The organism is Cellulomonas septica (assembly GCF_012396155.1).
GTDB lineage: Bacteria > Actinomycetota > Actinomycetes > Actinomycetales > Cellulomonadaceae > Cellulomonas > Cellulomonas septica.
Genome location: NZ_JAAXOY010000018.1, coordinates 1 through 14,596, shown reverse-complemented (window position 1 = coordinate 14,596; position 14,596 = coordinate 1). Strand labels below are relative to the sequence as shown.

General features: G+C 74.0%; 12 protein-coding genes and 1 pseudogene. 9 read left to right on the top strand and 4 right to left on the bottom strand.

Annotation, left to right across the window (positions count from 1 at the left end; all coding sequences use genetic code 11):
- The 3 genes from HGA02_RS02090 to HGA02_RS02080 all read right to left on the bottom strand — a co-directional run.
- On the bottom strand, nt 1-470 hold a 470-nt coding region (locus HGA02_RS02090), incomplete at its 3' end, for a hypothetical protein (RefSeq protein ID WP_425483022.1).
- A 293-nt stretch (nt 471-763) separates the two neighbouring features.
- On the bottom strand, nt 764-2,092 hold the full coding sequence (locus HGA02_RS02085) for an amino acid permease (RefSeq protein ID WP_168677033.1): 1,329 nt from the start codon (nt 2,090-2,092) through the stop codon (nt 764-766).
- A 157-nt stretch (nt 2,093-2,249) separates the two neighbouring features.
- The gene (locus HGA02_RS02080) at nt 2,250-3,260 is read right to left on the bottom strand and encodes a sugar-binding transcriptional regulator (protein WP_168677031.1); all 1,011 of its coding nucleotides are present in this window, start codon (nt 3,258-3,260) and stop codon (nt 2,250-2,252) included.
- 140 nt (nt 3,261-3,400) lie between these two features.
- Here HGA02_RS02080 and HGA02_RS02075 point away from each other — a divergent pair, with 140 nt between their 5' ends.
- The 7 genes from HGA02_RS02075 (at nt 3,401) to HGA02_RS02045 (ending at nt 12,301) form a co-directional block, all read left to right on the top strand.
- Entirely contained in the window at nt 3,401-5,212 is a 1,812-nt protein-coding gene (locus HGA02_RS02075) for a glycerol-3-phosphate dehydrogenase/oxidase (RefSeq protein WP_168677029.1), read from the top strand.
- A gap of 89 nt (nt 5,213-5,301) precedes the next feature.
- The gene (locus tag HGA02_RS02070; RefSeq protein ID WP_168677036.1) at nt 5,302-6,054 is read left to right on the top strand and encodes an MIP/aquaporin family protein; all 753 of its coding nucleotides are present in this window, start codon (nt 5,302-5,304) and stop codon (nt 6,052-6,054) included.
- A gap of 30 nt (nt 6,055-6,084) precedes the next feature.
- Entirely contained in the window at nt 6,085-7,608 is a 1,524-nt protein-coding gene (glpK, locus tag HGA02_RS02065; RefSeq protein WP_168677024.1) for a glycerol kinase GlpK, read from the top strand.
- Between the two features lie 213 nt (nt 7,609-7,821).
- Nucleotides 7,822-10,860, top strand: coding sequence for a carboxypeptidase regulatory-like domain-containing protein (locus HGA02_RS02060; RefSeq protein ID WP_168677020.1), 3,039 nt, complete (start codon nt 7,822-7,824; stop codon nt 10,858-10,860).
- 137 nt (nt 10,861-10,997) lie between these two features.
- Nucleotides 10,998-11,810 carry an MBL fold metallo-hydrolase gene (locus tag HGA02_RS02055; RefSeq protein WP_168677014.1) on the top strand — a complete coding sequence of 271 codons (813 nt, stop codon included), beginning with the start codon at nt 10,998-11,000 and terminating at the stop codon, nt 11,808-11,810.
- A 99-nt stretch (nt 11,811-11,909) separates the two neighbouring features.
- Nucleotides 11,910-12,098, top strand: coding sequence for a hypothetical protein (locus HGA02_RS02050; protein ID WP_160142814.1), 189 nt, complete (start codon nt 11,910-11,912; stop codon nt 12,096-12,098).
- A 14-nt stretch (nt 12,099-12,112) separates the two neighbouring features.
- Nucleotides 12,113-12,301: a hypothetical protein gene (locus HGA02_RS02045; RefSeq protein ID WP_124341590.1), complete on the top strand. Its 189-nt coding sequence runs from the start codon at nt 12,113-12,115 to the stop codon at nt 12,299-12,301.
- Nucleotides 12,302-12,462: 161 nt separating this feature from the next.
- Here the strand turns inward: HGA02_RS02045 and HGA02_RS02040 are convergent, their stop codons facing one another.
- Nucleotides 12,463-13,218, bottom strand: coding sequence for an SDR family oxidoreductase (locus HGA02_RS02040; protein ID WP_168677010.1), 756 nt, complete (start codon nt 13,216-13,218; stop codon nt 12,463-12,465).
- A gap of 316 nt (nt 13,219-13,534) precedes the next feature.
- On the opposite strand from HGA02_RS02040, the gene HGA02_RS02035 reads away from it, so the two are divergent.
- Nucleotides 13,535-14,338 carry an exodeoxyribonuclease III gene (locus tag HGA02_RS02035; protein ID WP_168677008.1) on the top strand — a complete coding sequence of 268 codons (804 nt, stop codon included), beginning with the start codon at nt 13,535-13,537 and terminating at the stop codon, nt 14,336-14,338.
- 42 nt (nt 14,339-14,380) lie between these two features.
- Nucleotides 14,381-14,596: pseudogene (locus tag HGA02_RS02030) on the top strand (DUF4190 domain-containing protein); the annotation flags it as partial.

Genomic DNA, 14,596 nt, shown 5'->3' with positions numbered 1-14,596 from the left:
ACCATCCCGCCGACGGTCGCGACCGCGACGGCGCCGACGAGGAGCCCGAGCATCGCGGCGAGCGACACGAGCCCGTCGCGGCCGTCGTCGCCCACGGCGCTCGACCCGAGCGGGACGGACGCGACGATGTCGGAGACCGTGAACCAGCTGGTGACGGCGACCGCGGCGGCGGCGGGTGGCAGGGCACGCCACGGCGCACGGTGGGCGGCCACGGCCGCGACGGCGACGAGGCCCGCCCACCAGCCGAGGACGAACCAGCCGGTCCAGACGGTCGTCGCGAACGGCATGAGGACCAGCACGGTCGCCCAGCCGGGGTGGCGGCGGGCGACGAGCACGCCGACGACGACGGCGACGATCGCGACGAGCAGCAGCGGCGACCGGAGCGCGGGGACGGTGAGGTAGGCGCCGCCGGGCACGAGGAGGAGCTCGGGCGAGAGCGCGAGGGTCGCACCGACGACGCCGGCGAGCACCCCGGCGAGCGGCCCGGGGCGCGTCGTGACCGGGCGACGACCGCGCCGACCTGCACGGTCATAGCGCTCTGAGACTGCGTCGTCATCGGGCATGACCCGATCGTGCCGTGCGCCACCGACATCGCGCCACGTCCCGGCGGTCCGACGCCGCGTGTCACCGCGTGCGCAGGCCCGAGAACCACCCGGACGGGTGACGCGGCCGACGCGGCCCCCGCTCCCCGCACGGACCGTCCACCGACCCGTCACGCACCGGCGTCCGCCGAGTCACAGGCCCGGCGCCCCCGGGCCGTGCGTCAGGAGCGGGACGACCGGCGTGACGCGAACCGCGCCACCGCGTAGAGGACGAGGCCGACGACGAGCAGCACGCCCGCGAGCAGGAAGTGCTTCGCCTCCTGCTGCGTGAGCAGGCCGACGCACGTCGCGGCGGCGAGCACGGGCAGCGGGGTCCACGCCCGGAAGTGCGGCTGCTCGACGCGGTCGCGACGCAGCACGAGCACCGCGACGTTGGTGCTGAGGAAGACGAGCAGGAGCAGCAGCACGACGGTCGACGCGAGGTCGACGAGCGACCCGGTCGTCGTGAGCACCATCGCGACCACCGTGGTGACGACGATGGCGACGACCGGCGTCCGCCGCCCCGGCAGGACGCGCCCGAACACCGACGGCAGCAGCCCCTCCTCGGCCATCCCGTACGCGAGGCGGCTCGCCATGATCATCGTGAGCAGCGCGCCGTTGGCGACCGCGACCAGGGCGACGACGGAGAACACCTCGAGCGGCACGCCGCCGGCGACGCGCACGACCTCGAGCAGCGGTCCGCTCGACGCCTGCAGGTCGGCGGGTGCGACGACGGCGGGGGCGACGATCCCGACCAGCAGGTAGACGACGCCCGCGGTGAGCAGGGCCCCGAACAGCGCGCGCGGGTAGGTGCGGCGCACGTCGCGGACCTCCTCGGCGAGGTTGGCGGACGTCTCGAAGCCGACGAACGAGTAGAACGCGATGAGTGCACCACCGAGGGTCGCCGCGGCGACGCCCGTGCCCTCGGGAAGCTCGGTCAGGCGCGACACGTCACCGTCGCCGCGTCCGAGCACGACCGCGCCCAGCACCACGACCAGCACGAGCCCGCTGAGCTCGATCGTCGTCATCACGACGTTGGCGCGCAGCGACTCCTGGATGCCGCGCGCGTTGAGCGCCGCGACCAGCGCGAGGAACACGAGCGCCGCGGGCACGGCCGGCACGTCGAGGAACACCCCGAGGTAGTCGCCCGTGAACGCGAGCGACAGGCCCGCGGCGGACGTGACGCCCGCGGCGAGCATGCAGTAGCCGACGAGGAACGACACGACCGGCCGACCGAAGGCCCGCTGCGCGTAGACCGCGGAGCCGCCCGCCCGCGGGTACTTCGTCACGAGCTCCGCGTACGACGCCGCGGTGAGCAGCGCCATGCCGAGCGCGACCAGCAGCGGGACCCACACCATGCCGCCGGCCTCGCCCGCGAGCTCGCCGACCAGCGCGTAGACGCCGGCGCCGAGCACGTCCCCGAGGATGAACAGGAACAGCAGACGCCCGGAGACGGAGCGCTTGAGGCGCGTGGCGTCGACGTCGTCGGGCGCGGTGGCGGTGTCGGTCACCGAGCGAGTATCAGCACGCGTCCGCGGACCCGCACGGCGAGCGAGCGGCCCGCGGTGGCCGTGAGCGGCGCGCGGCGCCGACGCGTCATGCGCGTCTCCACCCGTCACGCGTGTCCACGGGTCACGCGTGTCTCCACGCGTCACGCCTGTCCACGCGTCAGGCGCGTGCCGACGCGTCGGGGGTCCGTCGCGCGGTCCGGCGCGGCAGCGGCGGCTCGGCCGCGTCGAGCAGCCCGGTCGCGGTGAGCTCGTCGACGACGAGGTCCGTGACGACGCCGGCACGCAGCGCGGCGAGCAGCGGCGCGACCTTGTTGTCCCCCGCGACGACGCACACGCGCCGCGGCACGCGCTGGAGCTCGTCGGGCGTCGGGCCGGTCGCACGTTCGTTCAGGTGCACGTCCTGCCACGAGCCGTCGGCACGCAGGAAGACGGTGCACACGTCGCCCACGACGCCCTCGTCGTGCAGCAGGCGCACGTCGGCGTCGTCGAGGTACCCGGCGGAGTAGACGTGCGACGGGACCGCGCCCGCGACCGCGCCGACGGAGAACACCGCGATGTCGGCGCGCCGCTGCATGTCGAGCACGCGCATGACGGACCGCTCGCGCCACATCGCGCGCTTGGTGTCGGGGTAGTCGAAGAACGCGGGCACGGAGAAGTGGTGCACGGCCGCGCCGAACGCGGTGCCGAACGACGAGATGAGGTCGGACGCGTACTCGATCCCGGACGTGCGCATGTTGGCGGCGCCGTTGAGCTGCACGACGTGCGACCCGCGCGTCGGCTTGGGCGTGAGGTAGCGGGACACCGACGCGAGCGTGGTTCCCCAGGCCACGCCCATGACCATGTCGGAGTCGAACCACGACGACAGCAGGCGGGCCGCGGTCATCGACACCTGGTCGAGCCGTTCGATGTGCGACGCGGAGTCCGGCACGGGGACGACGTACGCGTCGACGCCGAACGTCGCGGCCACGGACCGCCCCAGCCCGGGTGCACGCGTGCTCGCGGGGCGCAGCGTGATCTCGACCAGGCCGGCCTGCCGTGCACGTTTGATGAGCCGCGAGACGGTCGACCGGGAGGTCCCGAGGTGCCGCGCGATGACCTCCATCTTGAGGTCCTGCAGGTAGTACATGGACGCCGCGCGCAGGACGTCCTGCTCCCGTTCGACGTACATGGACCCCTCCTCCGACGGACGCCTGTGCATGCACGTATGTGCACCCCGGTTGCGCGTCCGTTCGCCCCGTGATGACGATAGCGAGCGGCCACGGGCGCAGCGATCCGAGGCAGACGAATCACCCGGGGGACGAGAACCACATGCGGACAGCACCACTGACGGTCCAGGCACGCCAGGACGCGCTCGACGTCATGCGCGCCAGCGGCGAGCGCGGCAACGAGCTCGACGTCCTGGTCATCGGGGGCGGCGTGACGGGCGCGGGCATCGCGCTCGACGCCGTCACGCGCGGCCTGTCGACGGCGATCGTGGACGCGCAGGACTGGGCGAGCGGCACGTCGAGCCGGTCCAGCAAGCTCGTGCACGGCGGACTGCGCTACCTGCAGATGCTCGACTTCCACCTGGTGCGCGAGGCGCTCACCGAGCGCGACCTGCTCATCAACACGCTCGCGCCGCACCTCGTGAAGCCCGTGTCGTTCCTGTACCCGCTCGAGAACCGCGTCTGGGAGCGCGCGTACGTCGGCGCGGGCGTCCTGCTGTACGACACGCTCGCCACCGTCAACGGCTCCAAGCGTGCGATGCCGATGCACCAGCACCTGTCCCGCAAGGGCATGGAGCGGCTGTTCCCCGACCTGCGGCACGACGCGGCCGTCGGCGCGGTCCGCTACTGGGACGCGAGCGTCGACGACGCGCGCCTCGTCGAGACCCTCGTCCGCACGGCCGTCTCGTACGGCGCGCACGCCGCGAGCCGCACCCAGGTGCTCGACCTGCACACCACGACGGGCGGCGCCGTCACGGGCGCCGAGCTGGTCGACCTCGAGACGGGCGAGCACCTCGACGTCCGGGCGCGCGCGGTCATCAACGCGACGGGCGTCTGGACGGAGGAGACGGAGAGCCTCGCCGGCACCGAGGGCGGCCTGCGCGTGCTGGCCTCCAAGGGCATCCACATCGTCGTGCCGCGCAGCCGCATCGCCGGCAACACCGGCCTGATCCTGCAGACCGAGAAGTCGGTGCTGTTCATCATCCCGTGGTCCCGCTACTGGGTGATCGGCACGACCGACACCCCGTGGGAGCAGGACCTCGTGCACCCCGTCGCGACCAGCGCGGACATCGACTACGTCATCGAGCACGCCAACGCGGTGCTGTCCCGGCCGATCAGCCGCGACGACGTCATCGGCACGTGGGCGGGCCTGCGGCCGCTGCTCCAGCCGCACGTCAAGGAGGGCACCTCGTCGGCCAAGGTGTCGCGCGAGCACACCGTCGCGTCGCCGACGCCCGGCCTGACCGTCATCGCGGGCGGCAAGCTCACGACGTACCGCGTCATGGCGAAGGACGCCGTGGACTTCGCGATCGGCTCGCGCGCCACGAGCCTGCCGTCGCTCACGCACGACCTGCCGCTCGTCGGCGCCGAGGGCCTGCGCGTGTTCCAGCGGCAGGCCAAGGCCATCGGGGCGAAGTACGGCTGGGACCGCCCGCGCATGGACCACCTGCTGCACCGGTACGGGTCGCTGCTCGGCGAGCTCATCGACCTCGTCGACGCCGAGCCGGGGCTCGCGGAGCCCCTCGCGAACGCGCCCGCGTACATCGGCGCCGAGATCGTCTACGCCGTGAGCCACGAGGGGGCCCTGCACCTCGACGACGTGATGATGCACCGCACCCGCCTCAACTACGAGCAGGCGGACAAGGGCGTCGGCGCGCTCGACGAGATCGTCGACCTCGTCGCGCCCGTCCTCGGCTGGGACGAGCGGGCCCGCAGCAAGGAGATCGCGGCCTACGTCGCGCGCGCCGAGGCGGAGGACGCCGCCGCGCAGGAGCACGACGACGCGGCCGCCGAGCAGGTGCGCCTGCGCGCCGCCGACCTGGCCCCCATGCGCCGCCTCGACGACGTCGTCGGCGCCGGGACCAAGCCGGGCTCGCCGCGCGGCCGTGGATCGGCAGGTCCCGCCGGCACCTGAGCACGACCCCGAACTCCCCGCGGCCCGTGCGCGGGGTGCACGTGACAACGACGTCTCGTCAACAGAAGGGATAGGCCGTGGGCACACTCATGTCCCAGGCGTTCGTCTCCGAGATCCTCGGCACCGCGATGCTGATCCTGCTCGGCGCCGGTGTGGTGGCGAACGTGATCCTGCCCGGCACGAAGGGCTTCGGCGGCGGCTGGCTCCTCATCAACTTCGGATGGGGTCTCGCCGTCTTCGCCGGTGTCTTCACCGCCTTCAAGTCAGGCGCCCACCTCAACCCCGCCGTCACGATCGGCCTGCTGACGGCCGACCAGCCGTTCGCCACCAAGACCGGACCCGACGACATGGTCACGGTCACGATCGAGCCGACCGTGGGCAACGCGTTCTGGTACATCCTCGCGCAGCTGATCGGCGCGTTCATCGGTGCCGTGCTCGCCTGGATGGCGTACAAGAAGCACTTCGACCAGGAGGCCGAGCCGGGCATCAAGCTCGCGGTCTTCTCCACGGGTCCGGCCCTGCGGTCGTACGCGTGGAACTTCGTCACCGAGGTCATCGCGACGTTCGTGCTGGTCTTCGTGGTCCTCGCGTTCGGCCCGACGCCGTCCGGGCTCGGCCCGCTCGCCGTCGCCCTGCTCGTCGTCGGCATCGGCGCGAGCCTCGGCGGACCCACCGGGTACGCCATCAACCCCGCACGCGACCTCGCGCCCCGCCTCGCCCACGCGGTCCTGCCCATCCCGAACAAGGGCGGCGGCGACTGGTCGTACGCGTGGGTGCCGGTGCTGGGCCCGATCGTCGGCGGTGTGCTCGCCGGCCTCCTCGCCAACGTCTACATCTTCTGACCCCGGCCCCCGACCGAAAGGCAGACCCCCATGCCCGACACGCAGTACGTCCTGGCGATCGACCAGGGCACGACCAGCTCCCGTGCGATCGTCTTCGACCACGGCGGCCAGATCGTGTCCGTCGGCCAGAAGGAGCACGAGCAGATCTTCCCCCGGGCCGGCTGGGTCGAGCACGACCCGGAGGAGATCTGGACCAACACCCGTGAGGTCGTCGGGCTCGCGCTGACCCGCGCGAACCTGACGCACCGCGACATCGCGGCCGTCGGCATCACCAACCAGCGCGAGACGGCCGTGGTCTGGGACCGCACGACCGGCAAGCCGGTCTGCAACGCGATCGTCTGGCAGGACACGCGCACGCAGAAGATCGCCGACGAGCTGGGGGCGCTCGGCGGCGGTGCGGACCGCTACAAGGACCGCGTCGGCCTGCCGCTCGCGACGTACTTCTCCGGCCCGAAGATCAAGTGGATCCTCGACAACGTCGACGGCGCGCGCGAGAAGGCGGAGCGCGGCGACCTCGCGTTCGGCAACACCGACGCGTGGGTCCTGTGGAACATGACGGGCGGCGTCGACGGCGGCGTGCACGTCACCGACGTCACCAACGCGTCGCGCACGATGCTCATGAACCTCGACACGCTGTCGTGGAACGAGGAGATCGCGGGCGAGATGGGCATCCCGCTGTCGATGCTCCCCGAGATCCGCTCGTCGTCCGAGGTGTACGGCCAGGGCCGCGAGGGCGGCATGGTGCCCGGGGTGCCGATCGCGGGCATCCTCGGCGACCAGCAGGCCGCCACCTTCGGGCAGGCGTGCTTCGAGGTCGGCACGGCCAAGAACACGTACGGCACCGGCAACTTCATGCTGCTCAACACCGGCACCAAGCCGATCCCGTCGAAGAACGGCCTGCTGACGACGCTCTGCTACAAGATCGGCGACGCCGACCCGGTCTACGCCCTCGAGGGCTCGATCGCGGTCACCGGGTCGCTCGTGCAGTGGCTGCGCGACAACCTCGGGATCATCTCGTCGGCGCCGGAGATCGAGCAGCTCGCGGCGACCGTCGAGGACAACGGCGGCGCGTACTTCGTGCCCGCCTTCTCGGGCCTGTTCGCGCCGTACTGGCGGGCCGACGCGCGTGGTGCGCTCGTCGGGCTCACGCGGTACGTCAACAAGGGCCACATCGCCCGCGCCGCGCTGGAGGCCACCGCCTTCCAGACGCGCGAGGTGCTCGACGCGATGAACGCCGACTCGGGCGTGGACCTCACCGAGCTCAAGGTCGACGGCGGCATGGTCGCCAACGACGCGCTCATGCAGTTCCAGGCCGACATCCTCGGCGTGCCCGTCATCCGGCCGAAGGTCGCCGAGACCACCGCCCTCGGCGCCGCGTACGCCGCGGGCATCGCCGTCGGGTACTGGTCCGGCGAGCAGGACGTCATCGACAACTGGGCCGAGGACAAGCGCTGGGAGCCCGCGGCCGACGACGCCGAGCGCGACCGGCAGTACCGCCTGTGGAAGAAGGCCGTCACGAAGACCTTCGACTGGGTCGACGACGACGTGCAGTAGGGACGTCACGGGGGACGGTCGCGGCACCGGGGCAGCCGCGACCGTCACGAGGGCCGGGTGGACCGCAGGCCACCCGGCCCTCGGCGTGCGCGCCGGAGCCGGCCGGTCACGCCGCGCATGACGCAGGTGCCAAAACGCCTCACACGTGTCGGATCCGGTCGATAAGGTCTCGCCGAGTCGCGCACCACAGCGCACCCGGCACCAGGAGACCCCATGCCCTCACCTGCCCGTCCGCGGGCCGTGCGACGCCTCGTCGCCGCTGCCCTCGCCGCCTTCCTCACCCTCATCGGACTCGCCACCACCGCGTCCGCCGACGACGCGACGGGGAGCCTGACCGGCCGTGTCGTCGACGCGTCGGGTGCGCCGGTCGTCGGTGTCCCCGTCGACCTCGCGACGACCATGGGCATGTCGACGGGCGCGATCACGCTCACCGACGCCCAGGGCGGCTACGCCTTCGCGTCCGTCGCCCCCGGCACGTACCTCGTGCACGTCACGCCGCCCGGTGACAGTCCCCTGCTCGAGGGGTACCACGGCGGGTCACGCGCGTGGGAGGCGACCTGGTTGTCCGTCACGGCGGGCGCGACCACGCAGGTCGGCGACACCGTGCTCCAGACGGCGGCGATCGTCGAGGGCCGTGTGGTCTCCGCCGGCCAGCCGGTCTCGACGGCGTCCGTCTCGCTGACCGCCACCACGGGCTTCAACGGCGGGTTCGGTTCGACCTGGACGGACGGGACGTTCCGCATCAAGGCACCGGCGGGTGACTACCGGGTGCAGGTCACCGGGCCCTGGGGCTCCGGCCTGCTGACGACGTACTGGCCCGGCACGCAGGACCAGACGCAGGCCGGCGTCGTCAGCGCCGTCGCGGGGCAGACCACCGCGCTCGGGGACATCGCGATGACCACCGGCGCGACGATCACGGGGACCGTCACCGGCCCCGACGGCGCACCCGCGGCCGGCGTGTCGGTCTGGGCGACGCAGCAGAGCCCGGGCTACTCCTCGATGGCGACCACGGCGGCCGACGGGACGTACGCGATCGGCGGCCTGGCGGCGGGCGAGTACCAGCTCCAGTTCCGCCCCACGGCGGGCTCCGGCCTGCGGTCGGAGTACTTCGACGGCGTCGACGACTGGGCGTCCGCGACTCCCGTCGTCGTCACCGCGGGCGGCACCACCGCGGGCGTGGACGCCTCCCTCCGGCAGGGCGTGTGCCTCACCGGCGTCGTGCGCGACGCCGCGGGAGCGCCCGTCTCCGGCGCCCTGGTCCTCCTCCACCCGGCGGACGGCGGCACCGCGAGCGCGCACGGCACGACGGGCTTCGACGGGACCTTCCGCGTCTCCGACGCGGCTCCCGGCGACTACCTCCTCGAGGTCAGCACGTGGAACGACGACCTGGCGGACGGGTACTACCCCGGCAGCACCCGGCGCGACGACGCGACCGTGCTCAGCCTCGCCACGGGCGACTGCGTCGACCTCGACCCGGTCACGATGCCCGTCGGCGGCACGATCACCGGCCGCCTGCTGGCGGTCGACGGCACGCCGGCGGCCGGCAACGTCTACGCGACGGGCGAGGACGGTGCCTACGGCAGCGCGACCGCAGGATCGGACGGCCGGTTCGTGGTGCGTGGCCTCCCGAGCGGCGACTACGTGGTCCAGGCTCGCGCGTTCGGCGGCGGCATCGACGTCTACCACCCCGGTGTCCCGACGCGCGCGGACGCCGAGACGGTGCGGGTGACGATCGGCGACGACACGGCGATCGGTGACCTGCGCATCGTCGCAGGCGGCACGCTGACCGGCACCGCGGTGAAGCCCGACGGCTCCGGGTTCAGCTCCGAGCTGTACGTCACGCCGGTCGGCGGCGGGTACGACGACTCGCTGCTGCGCTACGTCGTGGACGGCGCGTTCACCGCCGACGACGTGGTGCCGGGCCGCCACATCCTGTCGGTGGTCGCGGAGAGCCGCGGCTCGAGCGGCTTCTACGACGGCGTCACGACGTACTACGACGGCGGCACCGGCACCCAGCAGCGCAGCAAGGCCGTGCCCCTCGACGTCGCGGCGGGCCAGACCGTCGACGGCCTGCACCTCGTCGTGCCGCCGCGCGGCACCGCGCCCGCGCAGGTCGCGGCGGTGTCGTCGCCGCAGCCCGCGGCGGTCGGCCGTCCGGCGACCGTGCGGGTGACCGTCACGGGCGACGGCGCGACGCCGACCGGTGCCGTCGGGATCTACGGTCCGACCGGTTTCCTCGGCGACGCGCTCCTCGAGGACGGCCACGCGGACGTCACGTTCACCGTGCCGGACGTCGAGTGGGCCACCGACGGCGGGACGCCGCAGATCGGCGTCGAGTACGTCGGCGACGCCGTCCACGACCGGCAGTACGTGAGCGTGCCGTTCGCCGTGACGACGTCGACCGACCCGGAGCCCGCCCCGCCGACGGTCTCGTCCGTCGACCCGGCCGCCGGGTCGGCGCTCGGGGGCGCCCAGGTCGTCGTCACCGGCAGCGGGTTCGTCGGGACGCCGGAGGTGACGTTCGGCGGGGTCGCGGCCACCGGCGTCGTCGTGGACTCACCCACGACGCTGCGCGCGACCGTTCCGGCCCACGCGGCCGGGCCCGCGCCGGTCGTCGTCACGACCGACCGGGGTGCGAGCGACGGCACCGTCGCGTACACGTACGAGCACGTGCCGACGGCGACCACGCTCACCGCGACGCCCACGACCGTGGCGAGCGGCGGCACCGTGGCGCTCACCGCGACGGTGGCGGCCGCGGGCCTCGTCCCCGCCGGCGAGGTCGCGTTCACGGTCGCGGGCGGGGAGGTCCGGACGGTGCCGCTCGTCGACGGGACCGCGTCGCTCACCGTCACGGCGGGCCAGACCGGGACCCAGGTCGTCACGGCGACGTTCGTCGGCGACGCGACGTTCGCGTCGTCGACGGCGACGCTCGACCTGGTCGTCACGGCCCCGGCCGTGAAGCCCGTGCTCACGGCCGCGCTGCCGCCGGTCGCGTGCACGGCCGGCGGGACGACGGTGCTGCTCGTCGGTCGCCACCTGACCGGCACGACCGGCGTGACGTTCGGGTCGACGGCCGCGACGACGTTCCGCGTCGTCAGCGACACCGCGGTGTCCGTGCGGGTCCCCGCGCACGCCGCGGGCAAGGCCGAGGTGCGGGTCACCACGCCGGGCGGCACCACGAAGGCCGTGCCGTTCACGTACGTCGCGCCGCCGCGCGGCTTCACGTGCCCGAAGGTCGCGCCCGTGTCCTGACCGACGCGTCGCACGACGACGGGAGGGGTCACCGGGCGCGGCTCGGTGGCCCCTCCCTCGTCGTGGTGGGCCCGCGCGGGGCAGCATGGGCGGCGGACCCGCGGCCGCGTGCGCCGCGGGCGGCGGAGGAGACGACGATGACGTGGTGGATCTGCCGGACGTGCGCGGTGGAGAGCGCCGGACGGTCCGACGTGTGCCCGATCTGCGCCGACGAGCGGCAGTGGGTGCCGTCGACCGGCCAGGAGTGGACGACGCTCAACGCGCTGCAGGCCGAGGGGCACGGCGTCGCGGTCCGTGAGCTCGAGCCGGACCTGTTCGGGCTGACCGTGTCGCCCGGCGTGGGGATCTCCCAGGAGTCGAAGCTCCTGCGCACACCCGCCGGGATGCTGCTGTGGGACCCGCTGGGCTTCGTCGACGACGCGGCCGTGGCGGCCGTCCGCGCGCTCGGGGACGTGGTGGCCGTGGCGGCGTCGCACCCGCACATGTTCGGCGTGCAGGTCGAGTGGAGCCGTGCGCTCGGCGGGGTGCCCGTGCTGGTGTCCGCGGCCGACGCGGGCTGGGTGCAGCGGCCCGACCCCGTGGTCGAGACGTGGGAGGGCGAGCGCGAGGTGCTGCCCGGCGTCGTGCTCTCGCAGCCCGGCGGGCACTTCCCCGGCAGCGCGGTCGTGCACTGGGCCGCGGGCGCCGACGGCCGCGGGGTGCTGCTGTCGGGCGACACGATCTTCGCCAACCCCGACCGCACGGCGTCGTTCATGCGGTCCTACCCCAACCGCATCCCGCTGTCGGGCACGGTCGCGCTGCGGGTCGCCGAGCACGTGGCGCGGCGACCGTTCGACCGGCTCTACAACAACTTCGACGGCGTCATCCCCGCCGACGCGACCGCCGTCGTCCGGCGGTCGGCCGAGCGGCACGCCGCCTGGACCCGCGGGGACTTCGACGACCTCACCTGACGCGCGCGCGTCGCGCGGCCGACATACCGTCGGGGAGGGCGGACGCCCGTCACCACGGCGGAGCGACCGCACGGCCGCTCCCAGGAAGAGGGAGCACCCATGAGCAACCCGATCCCCGACCCCGGACGCGTGCCGGACTCGCCGGTGTTCGACGACCTCCCGCCCGACGACCCCCGCCGGGAGGAGGACCCGCTGCCGAGCGACGCGCCACCCGCACCGGACGCGCCCGACGTGCCGGACCGCGGCGACCTGGGCCCGACGACGTCGGCCGGGGAGCCGCCCGACTGAACCGAGGAGCCATCATGTGGGCCTTCCTGATGCGCCGCGTGCGCACCGTCCTCATCGCCGCCGTCGTCGTGCCCGTCGTCTCGGGCGTCGCCGGCAAGATCGCGTCCCGCGTCGAGCACGCGCAGGGCGGACCGACGCTCGTCTCGCGCGGCCTGCGGCTCGTGGAGTCGACCGGCCGTCGCGCGCGCCGCGCGCTGGCCTGAGCACGCCCGCCCCGGCGGGACGCTGACGCACCGACGGGATCCGTCCGGTCCACGCCGGCCGGGTCCCGTCGTGCGGCACCGGTCCCATGGATGCCGTCCGTCCCGCCGGCGCGGCACGCCCGTCGGCGTCAGGCGTCAGGCGTCAGGTCGGCAGGTCGGCGTCAGCTGAAGTACGCGCCCCCGTTGACGTCGAGCACCGTGCCCGTCACGAAGGCCGCACCGTCGGAGACCAGGTAGAGCACCGCCTCCGCGACGTCGTCGGGGATCCCCGCCCGGCCGACTGCCGCGGCAGCGACCGCCGCCCGCTGGGCCGGCTCCGGCGTGTGCGTCGCGTGGAACGGGGTGTGCGCGACGAACCCCGGCGCGACCGCGTTCACCGTGATGCGCCGCGGCCCGAGCTCGCGCGCGAGCGCCCGCGTGAACCCCTCGAGCGCCGCCTTGGCCGTCGTGTACGCGACCATGCCCGTCCCGCCGCCGCTGCGGGCCGCCTGCGCACCGATGCTCACCACACGGCCGCCGTCCGGCATGACCGACAGCGCCGCACGCGTCGCGTAGAACACCGACGACAGGTTGAGGTCGAGGACGTGGTGCCAGTGCGCGTCGTCCATCGCGGCGAGCGTGCGCCGCTCCACGATGCCGCCGACGTTGTTGACGAGCAGGTCGATCCCGCCGCCCAGCGCCGCGGCCGCGGTGCTCACCGCCTTGTCGACGTCCCACGAGTGCCGCGCGTCGACCTGGACCGCCGTGGCCGAGCGGCCCTCCTCCTCGATCTCCGCGACGACCTGCGACGCGTCGTGCGACAGGTGCGTCACCGCGACGTCCGCACCGGCGCGTGCGAGCGCCACGGCCACCGCGCGACCGATCCCGCTCGCGCCGCCCGTGACGAGCGCGCGTCGCCCCTTCAGCCCTTCGCCCACGTCGTCCTCCCTGACCCGCTCGTGACGGGTGCGTGCGAGCCGGGCATCCCGGGGTCCGGTCCCCGGACCCGGCGTCGCTGGCGGAACGGTATCGAGGCGCTTCGCCCCAGGAACAGCCCGTACGTCCTTTTCGTCCGTCCGGTCGACACCCACCCGGTCCAACCGCCGCCGAGCGGGTGGCGCGCGCGACGGCCTCGTCCGCCGGCAGAGCCGTCGGGCGGGAGGCCGCGCCGGGTCGTCGGGCGGCTGCGGGGCCGGGGTCTCGGACGGAGGTGCCGGACGGGTGTGTCCGCCCGGGCCGGTAACGTCGCCGTCCATGCGTCTGGCCACCTGGAACATCAACTCGATCCGCGCCCGCACCGAGCGTGCCGTGTCCTTCCTCGAGCGCAGCGGCGTCGACGTCCTCGCGCTCCAGGAGACGAAGTGCAAGGACGAGCAGTTCCCCCGCGAGCCGTTCGAGGCCCTCGGGTACCAGGTCGCGACCGTCGGGCACAGCCAGTGGAACGGCGTCGCGATCGTGTCGCGCGTCGGGATCGAGGACGTCGAGGTCGGGTTCCCCGGGATGCCGACATGGGGCGACCCCGCCGTCGCCGAGGCGCGGGCGCTCGGCGCGACGTGCGGCGGCGTCCGCGTCTGGAGCCTGTACGTCCCGAACGGGCGCGAGGTCGACGACCCGCACTACGTCTACAAGCTCGAGTGGCTCGCGCGGCTGCGCGACGCGACCGAGGGCTGGCTCGCCGCCGACCCCGCCTCGCCGTTCGCGCTCGTCGGGGACTGGAACATCGCGCCGCTCGACACCGACGTGTGGGACCCCGCCTGGTTCGCGGGCCGCACGCACGTCACACCCGCCGAGCGCGACGCGTTCACCGCGCTCGCCCGCGCCGGGCTCACCGAGGTCTCCCGCGAGCACCTGCCCGCCGAGCACACCTACACCTACTGGGACTACCAGCAGCTGCGGTTCCCGCGGAACCAGGGCATGCGCATCGACCTCACGTACGCCTCGCCCGCCCTGGCCGCACGGGTCACGGGCGCCACGATCGTGCGGGACGAGCGCAAGGGCAAGGCACCCTCCGACCACGTCCCCGTCGTGCTCGACATCGGCGACCCACCGACCTCCTGAGCGGGGGGTCCGCGCGTGGGCGCGGTCGGCTAGGTTGCGGCCATGAGCAACGAGCCGGGCGGGCCGACGCCCGAGCACAACCCCTTCGCCGCCCCGGACGACCCGAAGCCGTCGCCCGGGACGACGCAGCCCGTGCCGCCTCCCCCGAGCGGGTACGAGGCCGTGCCGGACGCCGCGTCGGCGGCGGGACAGCCGCCCGCCGGGCACCAGCCGACCGCCGGTCAGCAGCACGCGCAGCAGCCGTACGCGCAGCAGCCG